Source organism: Leifsonia sp. NPDC014704 (assembly GCF_043083605.1).
GTDB lineage: Bacteria > Actinomycetota > Actinomycetes > Actinomycetales > Microbacteriaceae > Leifsonia.
Genome location: NZ_JBIBYW010000002.1, coordinates 410,170 through 431,693, shown reverse-complemented (window position 1 = coordinate 431,693; position 21,524 = coordinate 410,170). Strand labels below are relative to the sequence as shown.

Here is a 21,524-nt window from a genome sequence, read left to right as displayed (position 1 = left end):
CGCCTTCGGACGGGTTCGCGCGTCCTCCCCGAGGATGATCCCCTCCGCGGCGGGGATCGGCCATCATGGGCCCATGCTCATCCGACACCGCGGCACCGAACCGTCGATCCACGCGACCGCCTATGTCGCACCGTCCGCCGTCCTCGTCGGCGACGTCCGGGTCGCCGCCGGCGCTCGCATCCTCCACGGGGCCGTGCTCAGTGCGGAGGACGGCGAGGTGACCGTCGGCGAGGACACCGTCGTCATGGAGCATGCCGTCATCCGCGGGAGGTCGGGTCACCCCGCCCGGGTCGGCGCCGCGGTCATGGTCGGGCCGCACGCTCACGTGAACGGCAGCACCGTGGGCGATGAGGCCTTCATCGCGACCGGCGCCTCGCTCTTCCCCGGCAGCCGCGTCGGAACGGGCGCGGAGGTGCGCATCAACGGCGTCGTCCAGGTGAACACCACGCTGGAGCCCGGTGCCGTGGTCCCGATCGGATGGATCGCGGTCGGGTTGCCCGCATCCATCTTGCCGCCGGAACGGCACGACGAGATCTGGGCCATTCAGCGGGAATTGGACTTCGCTGGGACCGTCTACGGCACCGGCCCGGACGTGTCGATGCGCGAGCTCATGAGGCGGCAATCGGAGTTCTACGGCTCTCATGCCGACGACATGGTGATCGACGGCAGCTGAAGGGACGAGCCCGAAACCGCTCAGCCGTTCCCTTGCTGGAGGATGCGGATCGCGTCGCTGAAGGGATCGCGGACGCCCATGTCGGTGCCGTAGAAGTGCTCGGTCGGCTCCTGGGTGAAGTCGGTGACACCGCGCTCGTGCAGGGTCGCGTACAGGGCGCGCACGTCATCCGCGACGAAGACGAGCCCCCCGCCTAGAGCGCCTTTGGTGATCAGCTCGCGGATCTGATCCCCTGTCGCCTGGTCGTGCACGGGCGGCCCCGGCTCCTCGAGCGAGATCTCGGTCTCGCCTCCGGGGACGCGCACGGTGAGCCAGCGGTAGGTGCCCTGCTGGACGTCGTTCCCTTTCTCCGACCCGAGCTTGCCGACGTAGAAGTCCAGCGCCTCGTCCTTGTGCAGGACGAAGATGGACGCGACATTCAGTGCGGTGATCATCTTCTTCTCCGGCCCCTTCGCCAGCTCGATCCCGATCGTCGGTTCAGATCCTAGGAAGCGGCGGCCACCTCGGACTTATCCGAACGTGCTCTCTTACGCGATTCCAGCGGGCGCGCCGACAGGCCGGAGGACGGCGCGCTGGACGCAGTGCGGCGTCGTCGCGGGCTGGTGCTGTTTCCGGTACGCGCCCGGTGTCGCCCCGACAATCGCCAAGAACGTTCTGCTGAAAGTCCCCGGGCTGCTGAAACCAACGTCGAGACAGATCTCACTCACCGGACGTTCGGTCTCGCGCAACAGGAACATCGACCGTTCGACCCTTCGCCGCTGCAGGTACCGGTGGGGCGACTCGCCGAACACGGCACGGAAGGAGCGGCTGAAATGCGCCGGCGAGATGTGGGCGACCGCCGCCACGGCACGCACATCGAGCGGCTCGGCGTACGACCGGTCCATGGCATTCCGGGCTCGCAGGAGACGCCGATTGCGCTCCTCGACTTCGCGGCTCACATCAACGGCGTGGACCCGTCGCCAAGATCAACGATCGCCGCGTACTCCACAACATTCCCTGAACCGTTGACGTTCTGCACCATCGGCGATCCGTCCGGCGGGATGACACCACGCACCCACCGGCAGCGACGACCGCCTCGAAATCTGGGAACCCATCCGATGTCATCGGCATGCTACCGGTGCCCACTGCGACGCCGGAACCGGGCCGACCAGCCCACGACACAGACACTCGACCGCCGCCCCCAATGAAGGAGTCAAGAGCTTGCCGGTCTATACCAATCGTCCGAGCCGCGTGGTCAAGATCAAACTGGTTAGATGCCGTCAACGATTGGCTCGCCATGCGGCCTCCAGTTGGCAAAAGTGAATACCGCGCCGAACCACTGATTGCAGAAATCGTCCCGCTGGGAACTATCGACCACAGCGGCAGGCTCGTCAGGTAGACCGGGATTGGTCCCTCGCCGGCGGAGGTTGTATTTGAAGATCGGCCGCCAGTGCCGTGCTGGACTCTATGCACAGTCGGCTCGTCCGTTCGGGGATCGGTGACTGCGACGGAGGGCGGCCGCGAAATTGCGAACTCTGTGGCGGTCGTGAAATCTTCGACAGCGATGCCAAGGTCCTCGCCTTTCTGCACCCGCGAGGCGCACGCTAATCGATCGTTGAGCGGGCGGACACAGGGTCAGTGCACCCGGAGGACGAAGAAGATGAAGGCGAGAAAAGACGTTGTCAGGCCATTGCGGATGCGTGGCGGGAGCAGGTCAGACGGTGTGTCCGATGAGGGGGCTGGCTCGCTGATCACAGCGACCTCGAACCCTGATCCGGTGAACGCGTCCGTCATAGCATGCAATGGCCGGTGCCAGTGTTCGAGCACAACCTCCTTGCCCGCGAGGTCGTATTCCTCCGTGTATCGCCTGGTGGCGAAATAGTCCTCGTCGGGGTTTGTGAAAACGCGGACGAGAGGATGGGGGACAGAGACGATAAGCCGACCGCCAGGCTTGATCAGCCGTCGCAGCTCGCCGAGCGGACCCGTCCAATCCTCGAGGTAGTGCAGCACCAGAGACGCCATGACGTCGTCGAACGCGTCATCGGCGAAAGGCAGAGAACTGGCCAGATCGGCGACGTGTAACGGTACCTGATCGCCAAGCCGGCGTCGGGCCAACTCGATCATTGCGGGGCTACCATCGAACCCACTCATGATGGCGCCGCGTTCACGCAACGCCGCAGACAGCGGCCCCGAACCGCAGCCGGCGTCCAGAATTCGTCGACCCACGACGTCCCCGGCGAGTGCGAGCATCGCCGGCCGTTCGTAATACTCGTTGAGCAGGCTTGAGGAGTTTTCCGAATTATAGCTGTCCGCGAACTTGTCGTATTCGTCTGCGCCCATCGGAACTCCTTTGTGTACGCGCTGCGTGTCCGAACATACGCCATGCCGCCTGCCGAACACGTCTGGGCGACGCCGGTGAGCCGGTCGAGGCCCGAAACGCCGTTGCGCCGCAAAGCAAACGCGACGGATGCCAGCAGTTAGCTGGACGACTGATTCCCGTACACCTGTCCCGCAAAAAGGCCCGATGAAGGGGCGTCAAACGCTACAGATGCGCCATTCGCCATAAGGCGAATTTCCGGCTCGACCCGCGACCCCCTTGTCCGTGATCGGAAGTGTCGCGAGCACTTTTCATCGGTCCATGCAGCGCGGTGTCGCGCGGGGTCGGGCACCAGAACCCGCCACTTAGATTGGCCGCGACACGAAAAGGGACAAACTTCGTGGCGGGGAGACAATCTGCGGCGACGGTCGACAGTGAGGGTGTGAACGGCCAAGCAATCTGTCGTTCACAGCTGTAGATATGGCGCTATGCCAGTGAAGTTGTCGTCGCTTGTGCTCAGATAATTCGTCGCAGGCGAGCGAACGGGGTCAGCTATCACTCTCTCAGGTCCGGCCAGAGTCTGGACATCGACGGGTCCGTTCCGATCGGTACGCGCTGCAGCGCGCGCGTCCCGGATAGTGCCCGGTGCTGGCAGCGCCTCGAACGCTGCCTTCGTAGCACCGTGGGCGACTCGCGACCATCGTCAGGTACAGGTTGCCCGGACAGAGTCGTCCAGCGAAGCACCAACTTAGTTCCTGGCCGCACCCGGCACTGACACTTGGTTCGCAAAGGTGTCGAGAGCTAGAGATGTTAGTTCGGGTCAGCAGCGTGACCCTTGCGCGCTGCCGGCTCGCTTACACCACATGCCCGCCAGGGGCAGCGATAGTGCTGAGCCGGCGATCGCGCGCATCGCAAATCCTCGTGGCGATGTCTCTCAGAGACGCGCTGAGCCACATGTCTGCGTCTAGTCCCTCGGTGTAGTCAGCGCGCGCGATACTGTTCACCCGTCCGTCATCCTCGAGCCGCTTGACGTTGTCATAGTTGGATCGGTCCGTCCAGACGCCTAGCGTCGCGCCGCCCTGTCTTCCGACTAGGGAGAAGACGGGGACATCGCTTGGCCCGTCAGCCACGTAAATCATGTGTTGAATCGGCACCCGGCGTTCGTCCGGATCCATTCGCGCATTGACGTCTAGGCCGGGCTCGACGTTGACCCCTTTGTTGATCTCAAATATCGCTCGTGTCTTCGTCGTATTGTCAAGGACATATCCGACTTGCGTCAGCTTTTCGGTCGCCTGGAGCGCGTCCAGCTCATCGAGATAGCCACGTCGAGGCGGGTCAGACAATAGCTCGCAGGCCCAGATACCGTCCACGTGCCCCCGGATCGGGTTCCCCTCAATCATCTGACGCAGCCCGGTCGAGACGATGTAATGCTCAACCTTTATTTCGTGGTGAGCGAATCGCTCATCTTCAGCGACAATCCTCCGCATGCGGTCCATAAGGTCCGGCATCCCTGGGGCAAGCGGAATCTTCGCTCCTAGCTCTCGCAGCTTCGCATTCGTGAGCCCGCTGAACGGCCCTCCGTCCACATAACTGAGAATGTGTCCCAGGTAAGCCGTGTCCTTGGAAACGAGTAGGCCGCGTGCAGCGTAGTGATCGACCAGCGAGTTCACCTCGACCCAGAAGTCTCGCGACTCAACGCCGTATGCTTCGAACAGTGGCTCCTGCATATAGCCCGGAGTGAGCGTCTTATCGAAGTCCCAGATGAACGCGATCACATTTTGGGAATTGAGCGGTGGCGGCATTAGGCAAGCTCAACGGGTGAGAAACGGACAAGCTTCTCGCGACTCCACCAGCCCTGAATGCGTGCTGCGGTGCCGCGCAACCCTACATGCGCGACGCCTAGAGCTTCAATCGGAGCGAGGACCGTCACATCCCAGCCTCGCTCGACAAGAGCGGAAACCCCGACGCAAACTTCCCGCCAATCCGCGTGATCCTCGACCAAGCATTCAACGGAGTTGGTCCGGCGAACCAGAATCGCCTCTGGGATGTTTCGAGCACCGCATGCTGTGAGGCCGAGCTCGCCAACCAAGTCAGCCCACTTGATGACTTCTGTTTCTTCTCCGACTGCACGCCAGCGACTACACGCTTCGCGAGCGACGCTTGCAATTTGGGTTGGCACCGCTACGTCGACGTTAGACATGCCCGCAGCATATTGGCAAGCGGCGACATCCCCTTAACTCTTCAGATCCGACACACCGCTTGGGCGCGATCGTGGTCTCGGGTCGGGCCCAGTCCGCTCACTTTCCCATAGCATGTACCGAGTAATGCTGCCGACGTCAAACGCTGGCGCCGAGCTGCAGTTGTCTGTGGACGCGACGCGCCACCAGCCGCAGGAGGTAGACGACGTGTTTGCGATTGAGGCCGCTTCGGCCAGCGTGCTATGGGAAAAGGCCTGGGATGAGATTGCCCGCAGCGGCAATCCTCGGTCACACCGCCGGGGCGGCTACGCCGAAATCCTCCACGCCGTCATGGCTTTGCCCGACCCTCGTCAGAGGTGGGTTGCGAGTAGGACTCCACCAGTGAACCCCGCCTTCGCGCTGGCAGAAGTCGTTTGGATTATTCAGGGTCGAAAGGACTCTGCCTTCGTTACCCCATGGAATAACCAATTGACCCAATACGCCGGCTCCGGCCCTGAGTTTTACGGCGCGTACGGAGAGAGGTTGCGCAGCCGATTCGGCTTCGATCAGTTAGATCGGGCCGCTCGAGTCTTGCGCGCAAATCCGGAGCAGCGACAAGTGGTGCTCCAGATTTGGGACGCGCGCACCGATCTTCCGAGTGACGATGGGCACAGTCGAGCCACGGACATACCCTGCAACACGTCCTCGATGCTGAAGGTCGTCGATGGCCGACTTGAGTGGTTGCAGGTGATGCGCAGCAATGACTTAGTTCGCGGCCTTCCATACAACTTCGTACAATGGACCACCATTCAGGAGGTCCTTGCGGGCTGGCTGGACTTGGAATTGGGCTCATATGTTCACATCAGCGATAGCCTCCATGTCTACGATTCTGATTCAAGTGGCTTCGCCCCGCTGGGGTTTGAGCCTCCCAAAACGACGAGCGATCTACGGCTTTCCTTAAGCGAGAGCGACGCGGTCTTTGAAACGCTCGAGCGTGCGTTCTTGGCGATTAGCGGCTGCGGCTCGACCGAACAAGTGCTCAGCGAAACTCGATACGACATCCCAGAACCGTATGTGGACTGGCTAAACGTGGTTGCGAGTGAACGCTTGCGGCGACTTGGAGACAAACAACTTGCCCTAGATGTCGCCTCGCGAGTTGGAGATGCCCAGTTGCGGTCCGTCACTGAGGCCTGGCACGAGTCCAAGTGGGGCGGCCAATGACAACTAGCGATCTTCGACTTGTGCACTGGAGCGATCTCCATTTTGCTACATCGCCGGTGCCCACTCTTGCCCCAGCCCGGGCTGTGCAGCTAGCCTCAGAGGCTGTTAATCGAGACTTTGGAGCTGACGACCTTGCGTTAGTGATCTCTGGCGACATCACGACTATGGGTCGTGCGATCGGGTACACCCAAGCATCGCGTGCTCTGCGGGGCGCGAGGGGCATTATGAACCTCTCCGCTGTCGCGATGTGCCCCGGTAACCATGACATCAGCGCCGTCAATCCAACTGACTTCGTCGATTTCAACCGCTTCGCGTTCGAAACCACCCGAGACCCACAGCAACAGTGGGACTCACGTAATCCAGTGCGAGTGGTCGAAGTGGGCGATTATTCGCTTCTTCTCGTGAACAGCGCATTCAAGGGTGACCACTCGACCGGAGCAATACCCCTGGCGGAACTACGGTCGGCGTTGGACAGGACCGCGCTGAGACACCAAATAGTCGTCCTGCACCACAGCCCTATTTCGAGTGCCTATGCCGGTGGCGGGCTGGCGGACGCTTATGACTTTCTTGCCCTTGTCGGCCAATACGACGTGGCTGCGGTCCTCCATGGGCACGTTCACAGCGACCAGGGCCTTCACTTTGGCTCTTACTCGACCTGGCTATTTGGCGCTGGCTCGCTTGGTTTCGAGCCCGATCCGAACATGAATAACCAGTTCGTCGTACACGAGTTTTCCAACGGCGTCGCAGACCGCACACGTCTCTATCGCTACTACCGCAGCTCCGACCAGTTCGAAGGTGGATCCATATGATCGACGTGATTGCCAACACACCGGATGAGGCGATCGCTAAGGCCACCCGCGTTTGCGACAACGGGGTGGCAATGAACCTCACGATCAGCTTCCCTATGGAAGTCCCAGCCTCCAACGTTGGACTTCTCGCTTCCTTTCGCGAGGAGGCCAAACAGTGGCAACGTGCCACGCGCCCGACACCTCTCCATCTGAACCACGGCGAGTACATGTACTCACATGGGGACTGGCTCGAGTTCGTCACGACTGAACTTCGCAACAAGCCCACGTCAAATCGCGCGTGCGTAAGCCTCGTTGATTCAGCCCCGATTTTTGCGAGCGGTGACGGTCCTCTGCCGAGTTTCATGCTCCTGCAGGTGGGATTTAATGGGCCCAGCCGAGACACTTTGTATGTTACATCCTACTATCGAGCGCTGGAAGTGTCTGCCTTCCTGCCGATCAACGTCACCGAGATGGCGCTAATTGCCGACCAGATCGCCGATAGATTCCCGTCCATAGCAAGAGCCGAAGTGACAATGCACGCGTTCCGCGCGCACTCAAATCCAGGCTTCCGTGCTCTGCAGCGCAACAAGCTTGATATGGCAGGACGCACCCGAGTGCACAACCTCGTTGTCGATGGCCGGCACGAGGAGATCGCAGAGCTACTCGAAGAAAAGTCGGCCCCCGCGAGTATCATCGAAGACGCGGGTCTCACGATCCTTCGGGACGAAGCGCAAGCCAGCGGTTGGAGTAATGATTTGCTCGACGAGCTAGACCGAGCAATCAGTGCTCTCACCCGGCTTCGTCAGGCTCGGAGCGCTGGAACTCACGAGATTCAGATTGAAAACCTCCAGCGGCAGCTGTCGGAGCATCTGCTTCGATGCGCAGAAATGGTAAGAAATGAGCGATGAGCCTGAACGCGACCGCAGTCTCAGAGACTTGATCGCGCTCCAGCAACAGTTCGACTCGGAGCGCAGTACCACGTTTGATTGGTCCAGCCCTGTAACGCGTAACGACGTCCGGCCGCTCCTGCACAACGTATTGTCGCTTGCGGGTGAGGTAGGAGAGGTCGCGAATCTCGTCAAGAAGTACGACCGAGGTGATTTCGGTTTCGACACTCTGATTTCCGAGTTGCCCGGCGAACTCGCCGATGTGGCGATTTATCTCATGAAGCTCGCATACCAATCCGGGATAGACCTTGAGAAAGCAATCCTGGACAAGATGTCTTATAACGAAAGCCGATTTCCCAAAGACGACTCAGCGCGAGTCGAACTGAGTTCGCACTGGGTCTTTCGCAAAGCTTCAACCCTGGCCGAGAGCCTCACCGACCAAGCGACTGGTGTGCTCACCGACGCGTACGTAACGGCCCGTCTTCGTCCCCCAACGGCCGCCTCTGCGTTAGTGGCAGGTGCGCTGTTGGCATTGGAAGTAGCCCAATCGGCAAAAGCGGAAGGCGACCGAAGCGGCCACCTAGCGCGATGGGAAGAGCTTCGCCCGGCAGCCGAGGACCTTGGATTGTCGTATGAGGAGCTTGTTCGCCTAGCTCGATCTGACTTGGCGATTTCCTCAGCGTTGTCTTCGGCCACCGCGCCAACGGCTCGACCGCACCAATGAACACAACAGATCGCGGTCGCTTCATTGTTTTCGAAGGGATTGATGCGTCCGGCAAGTCCACCCAAGTCGCGCACCTCGCAAATTGGATGCGTGCCGCGGGGCGGCGGGTGCACGTAACGGCCGAACCGACGACCGGTCCCATTGGATCTCTAATTCGCCAAGCCTTTTCCGGAAGGATTCCTCTCGACGATCGCGTCATAGCTGCTCTTTTTGTCGCAGACAGAATCGATCACCTTACAAATGACCGCGACGGCGTCCTCGGCCTCCTAAACAGCGGGGTCGACGTAATTAGCGATCGGTACTATTTGTCATCGATTGCGTACCACTCGAGCGACATCGATATGGATTGGATCGTTCGCGCGAACGAGTTGAGCACCGACTTACTGCTTCCAGACCTGACTATTTACCTCGACATAACGCCCACAACCGCCCTTCGGCGCCTACAACTTAGGTCGCAGCAAGCAGATAAGTTCGAGGTACTTGAGCGCCTTGTCGCTGCGCACAAGAACTACGCGCAGGCAATCGAGCTGCTGGGTAAGCGTGACCAGATACGAGCGATTTCGGGAGAATCGGATCCCGCTGATATCGCAACAGAAGTCGAGGCCGCCACGCGGAGCGCACTAAGGATGAATCTACAGTCCGCTCGCTGAACACAAACGTCGCATCTAACCCCGCCTGCAGCGCACGTGGCCCAGACGTATTGAGAGCCTCACGACTAGTGGGGTCTGCGGCCGTTCGTATCCGCGCCGGCAGTCCCAGCGCTGCACTGGAGTCCACGATCCTCTTCGAACGAGCTGCTTGAGGCGCGACTGCCTTCGCGGCCGTGAAGCACACCGTCGCTATGTGGCCCATCATTGCGGGCCGACATCAGCCCGCTCATCCGACACATGAACCGTCAGTCGTCCCGAGATCGAATAATGCCACCCGGTCCGCAGAAGAGCATTTCTTGCGCGCCCGAGGACCAATTGAAGTGGCGTCTGATTCGAGCGTGAACATGCGGAGCGAGAGCAACAAGTTCAGATCATCCTCGACCGCGGGCTGAAGAAGCAGCGGTTCTCGTGAGCTAGCCGTGCTGGCCCGTTTTCCGCGGCGTCGCACTTGGCGAATGGGTGACTGATCGTTTCGCGTGCGCCGATAGACGAAGGAGCGGCCACCTGCGCGAGCCGTCGTCGTCGACCGATCGATGATTCGCTCCCGGAGCTGCCCGGCTAAAGAGTTACCGCATGCCGAGACGTCGGCCTGAACAGGCCGAGACAAAATCCACGAGCTGGGACGTGCCCAGGTTTGGGGCATGTGGGCTTGTGCCATGTTCGTGGACGCTTTGAGAGCCGACCTGATCGCTGGGGTTCCAGTCCCGAACGGCTGGGCGGCACTGGACCCGAGACCACGACGAAGCGTAAATCATGACACTGCCCGATCCTCGCCCAAGCGGGCGGACCGTCGCTGATGGGTCATGCATCGGATCATGGGATCGGAGTAGCTAATGGGGTCAGTCGACGAGCAGATTCTCTCGATTGGCGCGAACATCGACGCTAACATCGCCTTGCTTGCCCATGATCGGGCTTTGCTGGCGCAGAACATCCTGTCGCAGCTGCGTAACCTGGTCGAAGCGGTAGCGGTGCGCCTGCACCACAAGACTGGCGAGATCGAATTTGACTACGCGCTTACTGCGCCGGCAGTCGGCTGGATCGGATCGGCGAGTAAGAATCTCAACTTCCTTTACCGGTTCCACAAGCTGCTTCAGATGAGCGCGTCGCACTACACCCTGGAGGGCGAAGCGTCCGAACGGCTCATGCTTGCCTATTACGAGTATCTGATCAGAACTCGTGATGTGTTGAGGCAGCAGTGCGGGATCTCGACGCTGCTCAATCTTGAGTTGTTCCCGATCGATCAGGACCCCGCCCTGCGCGTCTACCACCAGAAAATCGCTGAACGTGTCGACGCCGCCCGAGCCAACCCCACCGACCCGGGGCCGCGGACTCGGTACTACATCCACAAGGTGCGGCCGTTCTTTACCGACGGACGCATTTTCTACGAGGTCACATTCACCAGCGTTTCGGACCGACCGAACAAATTCGACCGCATTATCGCGTTCACCGATATCGACATCACTGACAAGTACGCCGCGAACCTCGCCCTCGTCAGTGACGCGATCGAGGTGCTCGGGCGCACCATGCCCATTACGATCATCGAAGACTGGGAAGTTTCGATCCGTCCCTGTGAGTTCGACAACCTCGCCAAGGTCTTCGGCCAAACGATCAAGACAAACGCGAACAGTGTCGAATACCGCACCCTCATGCGTTACCTCACTGAGACTTCCGGCAGCCTCCTGGACCTCATGGATGCATCGCAGGGCCAGTATGAACATGTGAAAGCCCGGGTCACCGCCCGCGCCCAGCGGCAGATCCTCTTTCCGCTCCTGGATGCCGCTCGGACGCTAATCCGCTCCGGCGCACCGGGCACCAATGTGATCCGCTATCTCCTGCTAGAGATGAACAATCGCATCATCAAACTGCAGCACGAGCCCCAGGCGTGCGCGCGGCTCTCCGGCTTGTTCCTGACCTATAGCGCCATCCCGTTCGATGACATGCCGTATTGCACCGCATTGTTGAAGCACAACCCGCGCTTTTGGGACCTTGTCGCGAGCATCGACCCAGCTGGACGGGATCACGAACTACTTGCGCGGCGAGTGACGAATAATGTCGAACGACACGGCATGCTCTATACGCCACGAAGCGATTTAGAAGTCTTCGGGGCGGTCGACCACCTCATCTTTGAGTACAACCGGCGCGTGTACTACCGCCATCCAGGCCGCAAGCTGCTGCAGGACATGGGACAAGTCTTCCGGCGCGGATATGAGGACGACACCACCGAGATCGTCCGCACCCTGCAGGGTCTGGCGCACTCCGGGGTGGAGGGCTATGCCGATGCAGTCGACCGGTGGTTGAACGAGACTCCACTAAAGCTCGACGACGATCTGAAACGAGCTGCCATGCGATCACTGTTTGCCCATTCTCAGGTCGCGGTGATCTATGGCGCCGCCGGCACCGGCAAGTCCACCATGGTCAACTACATCGCCAACTACTTCAGCGACAAAAGGAAGCTTTTCCTTGCCCACACCAACCCGGCCAAGGCCAACTTGGAGCGTCGGGTGTCCGCGCAAAACGCAGAGTTCCGCACCATCACCAGTCAGATCTACCGACGCGGCTCACAGCCCACTTACGACGTACTGGTGATCGACGAGTGCAGCATCGTCAGCAACGCCAACTTGCTGAAGGTGCTCGAAAAGACCTCCTTCAAGCTGTTGGTTCTAGTCGGCGATGTCTACCAGATCGAGTCCATCGAGTTTGGAAACTGGTTCGGCATCAGCCGCGCCTTCTTGCCATCCGAGTCTGTATTCGAGCTCACCACTCCCTATCGCACCAAGAACCCGGCCCTCCTAGATTTGTGGACCAAAGTCCGGCACCTGGAAGACGGTATCGAGGAAGCCATCGCCCGCAACGGCTACTCCACCTCGCTTGACGCCTCCTTGTTCGAGAAGACGCACGACGACGAGATCGTGCTATGTCTGAATTACGACGGACTCTACGGAATCAACAACATCAACCGTTTCCTTCAAAGCAGTAACCCAAGTAAGGGCGCGAGCTGGGGTGTCTCGACCTATAAGGTCGGAGACCCGGTGCTCTTCAACGACACGGACCGCTTCGGCTCCGTCATCTTCAACAACCTCAAAGGCCGCATCGTCGATGTGATCCTGCACCCGGATCGCATCCAATTCGATGTCTGGCTCGATACACGAGTGACCAGCCTGGACGTGGACGGCGCTGACCTGCGCTACGTCACCGACTCCACCGTCAGCTTTGACGTCTATCCGCCCGGGAGCTCGGATGACGACGACGAGGTTAACACCACCTCAGTTCCGTTCCAGGTCGCCTACGCCGTGTCGATCCATAAGGCACAAGGACTCGAGTACGACTCCGTAAAGGTTGTGATCACCGACGCCAACGAAGGCGACGTGACTCACAACATCCTGTACACCGCGATCACTCGGGCGCGGGCCGCGTTGAAAGTGTTCTGGTCTCCCGAGACCGAGCACATCGTCCTCTCCAGCCTTGAGCGCAGCAGCAACCGTAAAGACGTCGCAATCCTGTCAGCCCGCCAGCACCTGACACCGACCCGTTAGCGGATGCACCAACGCGATGCCGGCCCGAGACCTCTAGGACCTGGCCCTATCGGCGCTCTGGAAATTGTTACTGTCGCGCAGCTTGCCGCATGGGGAAACAATCGGGTATGGGCAGCGTCAGTGCTTACGAATCCGCCAAGGGTCGCCGATTCCGTGCTCGGTGGCGAGACGAGGCTGGTCGGCAACACGAGAGACGCGGATTTCCAACGATGCGGGAGGCACGAGCATACGTCACTGACGCAGAGACCCGGTCAGGCGGCCGGAGCACGGACCTTCCGCAAGAGGCGCGAATAACCATTCACGAGCTTGCAGCAGATTGGTTAGCCAACAAGGAGCAAGCTCTCAAGCCGTCGAGTTTCGCGCCGATCCGAACCGCCTGGCGGGTCTATGTTGCCCCGCGCTGGGCGACCACTCCCGTCGGAAGGGTTAGACCCTCTGCCGTCGAGAACTGGATCCGTGAGTTGGGTCAGGGCCTGGCTGTTACTGATCGAGTGCGCAGGAGCTACGCGGGGAAGCCGCGGTCCGCCAGCGTCGTGTTTCGCAGTGTCGGGGTACTTGCCGGCATCCTGGACGTTGCCGTTCGCGATGGCCGAATTAGATCGAACCCGGCCCGGGCCGTCACAAATATGCCACGACGAGAAGTCATCGTGCGGCGACCGTATCTCACGGATGAGCAAGTGTTTCGATTTGCGGGCTGCGCCCCAGACAGTCAGCGCAGCACTCTGATCCTCACGCTGGCATACACGGGCATCCGTTGGGGCGAAGCCGTTGCACTTACCGTAGGCGACGTTGACCTTTCGGTCCGCCGTCTGAGAATTCGTCGCGCTGCCACCGAGGTCAGTGGACAGATACTTGTAGGGACACCGAAAAGCTGGCAAGCGCGCTCCGTGCCCTTTCCCGCCTTCCTCGGCCCTCGACTCGGAGAGCTAGCCGCCAATAAAGACCCCTCTGACCTCATCTTCTCGAACTCGAGGGGCGGTTTTTTGCACCGCCCCGACACCGCCCAGAGTCGACAGTCTTGGTGGCTGAGGGCCTTGAATGAGGCAGGGGTTGGTCGTGTGACACCGCATGCGCTGAAGCACACCGCCGCTAGTTTGGCGGTCAGCGCCGGCGCCAACGTGAAGGCGCTGCAAAGAATACTTGGCCATAAGTCGGCCGCGATGACGCTCGATACGTATGCCGACTTGTTCGAGGAGGACCTCAGTGACGTGGCGAATCGCTTGAACGAGCGAGTTCTCGCTCATCTCGGACCTGACTGGCTCAGCCGGTTTGCGTAGGACTAGATTGGGCCTCCCGATATACTGATCTGGCCAGCCTCTGTAGCTCAATGGAAGAGCAGTTCCGTCCTAAGGAAACGGTTGGGGGTTCGAGTCCCTTCAGGGGCACCTACCAAGCTCAGCTTCAGTGAGCACGTACCATTGCGCTCGAGCAGGCGTCAGACGATTGCGACCCAATTCACGATCTCGCCTCGGACTCGCTGCCAAACGAAGTCCACCCGCGGAAGGTTTCGTTGTCTGGGTCAGAGAGTTGTTGACCGTCCCCTTCCTACGATTGTTGCTCGCCGAGCAACTTTGTTACGTGTTCCGGTCGACCACCTGCCATGAGCCACTCGGCTGGAGATGTCAGAGTCCCATCCATGTGCAATCGAGGATGCGGGGTCTTCATGAACTTCTGAACGCGGTCGGGAGACCAGGCCGGGGGAATCGCAGGCACAGCAGTGCGCAGGCCGGGCAACACGTTGTGCTCATCTCCGAACTGCCAGCAGGGGTACCTTCGCCGGCGTCCCACCTGGAAGTAGTACAAGCTGCCGTCGAGTGCGCGACGACGCACTTGGCGGACGCTGACCGCCAGATAGCGGGCAGTTTCGTCATCACTCAGAGATGCGATTACAGCGCTCAATAGTTCTCTCAGGGCAGGCGACATCGACACAGCTCGCCTACCCCGGTTGTTTGCGGTCGGCTCAGCCCCAGTGGGCTCCGGCGGCCCTGGCGTGACCTCCTCATCCTCGATCATGACGAGAGCATCACCGCCGCTTGCTAGGAAGTCACCCATCGCGCGGAGTATGGCGCTCACGAGCTTCATGTCTCGACCGCGAGCTTGCGCTGCACAAATCAGCTCCCTAAAAGCCTCCCCAATGCCGTCACTAGTCGGATCATCGGTGTGCTGCGGAGCTGCCGCACCTGGAAGCTGGCTGATACGTTGCCCGGCCTGGGCGAGCTCGCCGCGCGTCAGCGGCATTTCGGCGAGTTTCTGGGGAGTGCATTCGCTTGTGCTCGCCGAGTTGTCGGCCAGATTGCCGGTAGGCGACCCTGATCCTCGGAACCTCTGTGCGGTCATAGTGCGGTTGCCTGGTTTTGCAGCGGGAGGACGTCTCGCCAATCTGGGTGGTCCGGCCGCCGGACGGTCGGTGGAGGTGCAGCATTGATGGCGCGGAGGACGCGTCGTGGGGTGGTGTGGAGGGCCTCGGCGAGGCGCCGGTGGCTGTAGATACCGCTGCGGAGCATGGAGTGCAACAGCGGAACGTCGAGGTCAAGTATCTCGGCGCCCGGCCATCGTTTGCCGGGCGGTGCGGGTGGTGACCAGGTGATCGGTTCGTGGATTCCGTGGTGGTTTAGGAAGGCGTGTGCGTAGTTGTCTAGACCACGTTGGATGTCTCTGGTGATTTCGGTGCAAAACACGGTGTATTCGGCGGTGTCGTCGCGGGTCGTTCCTACGCGCAGGTCGCCGGGCAGATCGCGGATCCCGGTTCCTGTGATGCGCTGCCAAAGGTAACGGCGGGCATTGCGATGCCGGCGCTCTTTGCCAGGAAAGATCTTGATGCTTTCGCAGAGCCTGGACCAGTGTGTTCGCGGCAGCAGGTCGCGCACGGGGAGGGCGGCGCGACGCGGGTAGTCGATGACGAGATCATGGTGGTCGATGCTGTGCGCAAGCCGGCTGATGGCCGCGATCAGGGTGTTGGCCTGTTGCCAAGTTCCGAGCATGTTGGGCCTGATCAGGGCGGCGAGGCTGAATTCCATGACGACGTCGGGAAGGTCCTGCGCTCCGGCTACGCGGACGACGCGGGCGAGTGTCCGCGCGAGGGTCTCGGCTTCGACGGCGCCGTTGACATCCAGGCGGCTGCACCAGTCAGCCCACAACAGCGGCGGTATTCCGCTGGCCCTCTTATGGTGATCGTAGGCGTGAGTGAGGGGATGGTCGAGTGCGCGGGGTTCCAGTCCGTTGCTGGTGTCCCACAGGATGCGTTGCCCAGTGGTCAGATCAGCGTCCAGTGCACGTAGCACCCGGAACCGGAACGTGGGTGGTGCCGAGGGCCAGCGGGCCAGGAGCTCCCGGGGACTTCCGGGCCCGTAGCCTGCGTCGCGGGGTGCACGGGCTGGAGGTCGGGCAAAGGTGGCGTTGCGGATGATGGTTCGGGACCGGTCGTCGTCACGGTTCAGGAGAATGTAGGCGGCTCCAACGACTGCCGCCATGGCGTACGCGTTGCGTGGGGCACTGAGCCCGACGCGCTTTTCTTCCTCGAGCAGTCCGGCCAGTTCCTGTTGATCGAGGCCGCTAAGTTCGGCGATGTCGTTCAGGGCGCGCGCCCCGCTGAGCCCGATCGCCACTGGTTGCAGGGAACACAGCAAGTCCATTGCCGTGCCCTCTCCAAGCCGAGTGAGGATGGCCTCCTGCGCCTGCAGAGGTGGGGAGTCGGTGGCCAGCTGGATTTCGTCCCACGTGTCGGCCAGTGCAGCCCTGCAAAAGATGGCGCGGGGAGCACCGGGCTCAGCGATGTTGCTGCGACAGGTGTTGATGTCGAACCTGTCGCTGTTGCGCCCGCGGAGCTCGCTTAGTTCTTGGTGGCACGCCGAGCAAGTGTCGTGGAGAAGGCGTTGATGTTTAAGGCAGGCAAAGATCCAGGGGCTTCGCCAGGTCAACTGGAACACGCCCGGCTGCTCTCGCAGGCAGTCGGGGCAGTAGCGAGTACCGGCTTGCCAGGACCAGAGGGCGCCTTTGGCGATGCGGGAGGATTTTCGCTCCTGCCCATCCATGGCGAGCCAGAGGAGGGACCCGTCAAGGTGCTCCATAGTGGCTTCCCGGAGTCGCTGCGCGGGGATGCCGGTAGCGGCTTCAATGCTGGCCGCCAACATTGCGCTGAGGCGGTTGCCCATCATGTTGATCGCGCGCGTGTAGATCGGGTCGAGTCCGAACGCGTGGAGGAGAGCAGCGCGGGAGACGCCGAAAATGTCGAACGCCCATCGGCTGATCGCCGTATGTAACCATTCGCCGGCGTGCAGGGCCAGTGGAGCTCCGAGCCGCCCTGGGATCTCAGTCTTCATGGGGCTGATGCGCCTGCTCGGCTGCGAGCGTTAAGGAGCGCGACGTGTTGAGGGCGTTGGCGTTCGACTTCGTATTCGAGGTCGATGGATTCCAGCGTGTCGTGGGTGATGGTCTCGGTGCCGGCGTCGATGGCGTGGGCGGCGGCGAGGTTGATGAGTAGAACTACCGAGTTCAGGTAGCCCTGGGTTCGTGCCCAGATGTATTCGGCGAACTGGTCGGTCAGCCACCCGTCTGTGGTGGGGGCAGCGGCGAGGCGCAGCCGGGTTTCGAATGCGTAGATGAGGTCGCGCCAGTTTTCGCGTTCCGACCCTGTGCGGGTTTCGAGCTTGGGGACGTCGACGCGAATCCAGCGACCGCGGGAGTTGCGCGCAGCGACTTCGACCGCTGGGGCGCCTCCCGCATTTAGAACCCAGTCAATGTCGGTGCCCGAGAGGATGACCCGAAGTCCGTAGTTCGACATCCAGCGGATGATGTTGTGCACGTCGCGGCCGGTCTTCCCGTCGAAGTTAACGTGCTGAATTTCGTCGATTATCACCAATTGCACCCCGCAGGCGGTGACGGCCGTTTCGAAGGCGTGCTGTGGGTTTCGGTCGCTGGGCCAGGCTAATTGGTCGAGGAGTAGACGGAGAAGGTCGTAGCGAGTCATGGGTCCGCGCAGATGGACATAAAGCACGGGTCTGAAGGTGGTCAGTTTCGGGGCGGTGCGATCTTCCAGGTCAAGGCTGCGATGCAGGGCCAGCCGCCACATCTCCTCCCCGGCGTGGGTTTTTAGAATGTGAGTTTTGCCTACGCCCGGCTCGCCGTCGAGGATGGGGATGTCCTGCTGGTGCAGGTCGGAACGGATCGAGGATGTCGCCAGCAGTCGAAGGGTCCGCATCACTTCTGTGACCACCGGGGTCTCCAGAAGCGGCATCATTCGAAGGAACCGGGTACGGCACCTGCGAAACCGCTCCCGCTCTCGCGGGCTCAATGCTTTGAGCTCGCTAAGTGTGATCGTGCCGGGGTCTGGGGTGTCTTCAGCGAAGACCTCGGCGAGCCACGCTCGGTCGTTAGCAGTCAGTAACTCCAGGTGGTCCTGGCCGGCGGCTTGAAGCAGGGGGGCGGAATTCATCTATGCATTCCCCCGTAGGCCGGCAACGCTCGCCTCGGCCGCGGAGACACGGACGGTTCTTCCGTTTTGTGAGGCGCTTCCTCTCCAGTAGCGCTCAGATCGAGGGTAGGCTCTGGCGATTTGTTCCCATTCCTGCCGCGATCTGGGGGCGGCTGAACTGACGGCAAGCTTGTTTCCAGCGCGGGCAACCCCTCCGATGCGAGTGCGGGCGCCGACTGGGTGAGGGCGGCAGCGCGGGCGCGAAGCAGATCGTCAGTAAGGTCTTCGTGGCCTAGAGCACCGAGGGCTTCGGCTTGGTCATAGACGCCGCGGAAGATGTTTACAAGGATGCGTTCGGCGTCCTTGTTGCTGAGCTGCTTGTCGGCGAACTGGTCAACGACGTGACTTGTGTGGAACTCGCCGAATCGAGGTGTGTCCTCGGTCAAGTATTGCCAACGCAGCGGGTGAAGGCTCCCGTCAGCGTCAAAGCACCAGACGGTGCGCAGATCGAACGGGTCGTAGAACACTCGCAGTTTGCGAGTTTTCATCACGACGGGATCGCCTTGCAGACTGCGTAGAGCGGGGCTTTTGTAGTTCAGGCGTCGAACGCGGACCCTGCTGGGGGAGATCTTGACTGTTTCACTGGGCAGGAAACGCACCCAGTCGTGCTGGTAGTCGATGTCGATAATCGCGCCGACCCTCTGGGCGAGGATCCCATACATGATGTACGGGCTGACTGGTTTGAACGGATCGTCGGGGAGCACCAGGCCTTGGTGGGTGCGGTGGTTATAGAGGTCAATACATTGTCGTAGACGCTTCTCGAAGGTTGCCGGGGTGATCAGCTGCTCATTCTGCGGGTCCTGGCCCTTCTCATCAACTGAGCCTCCGGTGAAGCCGGGCATGAGGGACTCGAACATGTCCTTCACGGTGCGGAAGACACGCTCGACCTGCGATTTATCCGTGGGGCTGTAGGAACGCTGCGGCTCGTAGTGAATACCCAAGCGTGCCATCTGTGCGGTGACATAGCTCGATACGTACGGTTTGCCGTTGTCCACGACAACGCCTTCGGGATGGAACGCGGCTGAGTAGAAGGAGATGAAGGCTGACGGCTTTCCAACGAACACCTGTTGGGGTGCTTCACCCGCTGTCTTGGCCCATTCACTAGCCAGTGCCGCCGTCTTGGGGCGCAGTACGTCGGCTAGACATAGTCCGATGGCGAACTGCGTGGTGCTGTGGGTGATCGCTATCCCAACGATGCAGCGGGTGGCCAAATCGATTGCCAGGGTGACATCCAATCGCAGCTTCTTTCCTGTCCGCGGATCCTGCACCCACACGTTCGCTTTTGTGGTGTCGAAGAGCACGAGCTCTCCAGGCCGCGTTGCAAGTCGCGCCATGCCGGAAGATTCAGGGACGTTCAGTTCGGAGATGCGGTTTTTGGCGCTGGCCCGTAGGTGCGACCAGCCCCGACGAAGTTCCTTGACCCTTCGGCGTAGCGTGGTCACCGACGGCAGCTCGAGTGTGGGGAGTTGTCCGGCGCAGTAGATCTGAAATGCGCGCACGAGAGCGAGGTCGGTCTTCGTGGACTTGAGCGCGTGGTCGTTGAGAAAGTTCAGCAGCGCGTCGAGAACAGCATCGTCCGTACGCCCGGTGTGTGGTCTGAGGTATCTTCGATCGAGAAGGTTCTGATCTTCCTCCCACCGCTTCATGATCCGTTGCAGTCGTCGCATTTCCGAATCGACGGTTACGGTGAAACCTTTGCGCTTGCCCTTGGTGCGTGGTTGCTGAGCCAGCAGCACCGCGAGTCGACGACGACGTTCACCGAGCGGTGCCCGGGCGGGATCGAGGTCCGATGGCGGCCGGTCGGTGTCAGGTTGGCTTGAGCGCCGCCCGGTAAGCATGATGTGAAGCAGTTCCGAGTCTTCCCGTAGCCGGGTTGCAGCGGACTCGGACAGCCGCCCCTCGATGTCATGAAGCAGCGGCAGGTCCGCAGGAGCCGAATCGCCTCGAAGTGCGATGGCAACGTCGACGGCGGGCACTTGGCTTGCGGATGAACCGTCCAGGCTGGATACGGTGACGAGCGCGCCCACCCTTGTAATCACGGCGGGCTCGCCGTGCCAATCGAGCTCGATCCCTGGACGGATCCAATGCACGTCCCTCATAGCAGAGTCGTTTCCATCCCGAAGGGTTGGCGCAAGTCGATGGCAAGCTTGTGATTCCACAGCAACCGGCGGACAACTACAAGCACGAGTGGTGCGGGCACCTGCAAAAGGTCGGCGACGTGAGAGACGACCTCGTGCACGCGTGCACCGGACCGGGCGGCTTCGAGCACCTCTGGTCCGATTTGTGCCAGCGCTGCCTCTGGGGCCCTGGCGGAGGCAAATAGCGCGAGATTGCTGGTGATTGAGTGCGGGATATCGGACCAGCTTGCGTGCTGCATACCCGCCTGAGCAAGAAACTGATGCACAGCAGCATGGCGCTGCAGCACCTCTTCGGATCCGACCGCCGACGGCCGCTTCACGTCTACTACAACCACGCCGCCGTTGCGCGTGATCAGCACGAAATCGGGGGTGTGCGATTTCAACTCGTGGCCCGTCGGGAATTCGATCGTGAATGGTTGGGCCGCGATATGTATCACATCGAGGTTCCAGTCCGCGAGGATCAAGAATCTTCGTTCGTGTTGCGACTCGCACGCGACGAGGTCCCCCACCGTGCGGCTGAAGAACGCCACCGGCTTATTGATCTGACCATGACGTCTGGAGAAATCTCGTGTCGGGTGGCAGAACACCAAATCAGCAAGGCTTATCTCTTCAAGCCGCCGCGCATACCCAGTGCGGCCGTCCCGAGTGAATAACACCCGCACGCCAGTCTCATGCGGTCGCCGCACTGGGAAACGAATACGACGCGGGCCCCGCACCGGCCGAAATAATCGAGCTCGTCGACCCTCACCGAGCTGAATCTCGGCCTGCAACGACGCGAGAGCAGCCGAGAGCTCAGCCGGCATCCCACCGGATGAGGCACTACCTGCGACGGCTGTCTCCCAATCGCTCAATTCGACGATCGGAGAGGGGACGGAGCTAGCAGAAATGCCGTTTGCAAGGTCGCCAGCTTCTCCTGGTAGACCAGAGTTAGGCAGCCGGGTGGACACGCGTCCAAAATAGCTGAAAC

General features: G+C 61.0%; 17 protein-coding genes and 1 tRNA gene. 9 read left to right on the top strand and 9 right to left on the bottom strand.

The window, feature by feature from the left end; all coding sequences use genetic code 11:
- Positions 1-73 precede the first annotated feature (73 nt).
- Positions 74-673 carry a gamma carbonic anhydrase family protein gene (locus tag ACF1AJ_RS13555; protein WP_391507819.1) on the top strand — a complete coding sequence of 200 codons (600 nt, stop codon included), beginning with the start codon at positions 74-76 and terminating at the stop codon, positions 671-673.
- A gap of 20 nt (positions 674-693) precedes the next feature.
- Here the strand turns inward: ACF1AJ_RS13555 and ACF1AJ_RS13550 are convergent, their stop codons facing one another.
- The 5 genes from ACF1AJ_RS13550 to ACF1AJ_RS13530 form a co-directional block, all read right to left on the bottom strand.
- Positions 694-1,107, bottom strand: coding sequence for a VOC family protein (locus tag ACF1AJ_RS13550; protein ID WP_391507818.1), 414 nt, complete (start codon positions 1,105-1,107; stop codon positions 694-696).
- Between the two features lie 93 nt (positions 1,108-1,200).
- On the bottom strand, positions 1,201-1,611 hold the full coding sequence (locus tag ACF1AJ_RS13545) for a helix-turn-helix transcriptional regulator (RefSeq protein WP_391507817.1): 411 nt from the start codon (positions 1,609-1,611) through the stop codon (positions 1,201-1,203).
- Positions 1,612-2,287: 676 nt separating this feature from the next.
- The gene (locus tag ACF1AJ_RS13540) at positions 2,288-2,992 is read right to left on the bottom strand and encodes a class I SAM-dependent methyltransferase (RefSeq protein ID WP_391507816.1); all 705 of its coding nucleotides are present in this window, start codon (positions 2,990-2,992) and stop codon (positions 2,288-2,290) included.
- A gap of 831 nt (positions 2,993-3,823) precedes the next feature.
- Positions 3,824-4,744: an HAD family hydrolase gene (locus ACF1AJ_RS13535; RefSeq protein ID WP_391507815.1), complete on the bottom strand. Its 921-nt coding sequence runs from the start codon at positions 4,742-4,744 to the stop codon at positions 3,824-3,826.
- A gap of 26 nt (positions 4,745-4,770) precedes the next feature.
- Positions 4,771-5,169: a hypothetical protein gene (locus ACF1AJ_RS13530; RefSeq protein ID WP_391507814.1), complete on the bottom strand. Its 399-nt coding sequence runs from the start codon at positions 5,167-5,169 to the stop codon at positions 4,771-4,773.
- Positions 5,170-5,293: 124 nt separating this feature from the next.
- Here ACF1AJ_RS13530 and ACF1AJ_RS13525 point away from each other — a divergent pair, with 124 nt between their 5' ends.
- The 8 genes from ACF1AJ_RS13525 (at position 5,294) to ACF1AJ_RS13490 (ending at position 14,334) form a co-directional block, all read left to right on the top strand.
- Complete coding sequence (locus ACF1AJ_RS13525; RefSeq protein WP_391507813.1) at positions 5,294-6,367, top strand: thymidylate synthase; 1,074 nt, start codon at positions 5,294-5,296, stop codon at positions 6,365-6,367.
- On the top strand, positions 6,364-7,176 hold the full coding sequence (locus tag ACF1AJ_RS13520; RefSeq protein WP_391507812.1) for a metallophosphoesterase family protein: 813 nt from the start codon (positions 6,364-6,366) through the stop codon (positions 7,174-7,176). The genes ACF1AJ_RS13525 and ACF1AJ_RS13520 overlap by 4 nt, the downstream gene beginning before the upstream one ends.
- Positions 7,173-8,063 carry a hypothetical protein gene (locus ACF1AJ_RS13515; RefSeq protein WP_391507811.1) on the top strand — a complete coding sequence of 297 codons (891 nt, stop codon included), beginning with the start codon at positions 7,173-7,175 and terminating at the stop codon, positions 8,061-8,063. Before ACF1AJ_RS13520 ends, ACF1AJ_RS13515 begins: the two co-directional genes overlap by 4 nt.
- A complete protein-coding gene (locus tag ACF1AJ_RS13510) occupies positions 8,053-8,766 on the top strand; it encodes a hypothetical protein (protein ID WP_391507810.1) in 714 nt (237 codons plus the stop codon). The genes ACF1AJ_RS13515 and ACF1AJ_RS13510 overlap by 11 nt, the downstream gene beginning before the upstream one ends.
- Entirely contained in the window at positions 8,763-9,416 is a 654-nt protein-coding gene (tmk, locus tag ACF1AJ_RS13505; RefSeq protein WP_391507809.1) for a dTMP kinase, read from the top strand. Before ACF1AJ_RS13510 ends, tmk begins: the two co-directional genes overlap by 4 nt.
- A gap of 833 nt (positions 9,417-10,249) precedes the next feature.
- A complete protein-coding gene (locus tag ACF1AJ_RS13500) occupies positions 10,250-12,949 on the top strand; it encodes an ATP-dependent RecD-like DNA helicase (RefSeq protein ID WP_391507808.1) in 2,700 nt (899 codons plus the stop codon).
- Positions 12,950-13,038: 89 nt separating this feature from the next.
- Positions 13,039-14,226, top strand: a complete 1,188-nt coding sequence (locus ACF1AJ_RS13495; RefSeq protein ID WP_391507807.1) for a tyrosine-type recombinase/integrase — start codon at positions 13,039-13,041, stop codon at positions 14,224-14,226.
- A 36-nt stretch (positions 14,227-14,262) separates the two neighbouring features.
- Positions 14,263-14,334: transfer RNA gene (locus tag ACF1AJ_RS13490), tRNA-Arg, on the top strand.
- 948 nt (positions 14,335-15,282) lie between these two features.
- On the opposite strand, the gene ACF1AJ_RS13485 is transcribed toward ACF1AJ_RS13490, so the two are convergent.
- Genes ACF1AJ_RS13485 through ACF1AJ_RS13470 form a run of 4 tightly spaced genes read right to left on the bottom strand, consistent with a single transcriptional unit; the run spans position 15,283 to position 21,219 of the window.
- Positions 15,283-17,268, bottom strand: coding sequence for a TniQ family protein (locus tag ACF1AJ_RS13485; protein ID WP_391507806.1), 1,986 nt, complete (start codon positions 17,266-17,268; stop codon positions 15,283-15,285).
- Positions 17,265-18,380, bottom strand: a complete 1,116-nt coding sequence (locus ACF1AJ_RS13480) for an AAA family ATPase (RefSeq protein ID WP_391507805.1) — start codon at positions 18,378-18,380, stop codon at positions 17,265-17,267. Before ACF1AJ_RS13480 ends, ACF1AJ_RS13485 begins: the two co-directional genes overlap by 4 nt.
- Positions 18,377-20,518, bottom strand: coding sequence for a Mu transposase C-terminal domain-containing protein (locus ACF1AJ_RS13475; RefSeq protein WP_391507804.1), 2,142 nt, complete (start codon positions 20,516-20,518; stop codon positions 18,377-18,379). Before ACF1AJ_RS13475 ends, ACF1AJ_RS13480 begins: the two co-directional genes overlap by 4 nt.
- Positions 20,515-21,219, bottom strand: a complete 705-nt coding sequence (locus tag ACF1AJ_RS13470) for a TnsA-like heteromeric transposase endonuclease subunit (RefSeq protein ID WP_391507803.1) — start codon at positions 21,217-21,219, stop codon at positions 20,515-20,517. Before ACF1AJ_RS13470 ends, ACF1AJ_RS13475 begins: the two co-directional genes overlap by 4 nt.
- Positions 21,220-21,524: the final 305 nt, after the last annotated feature.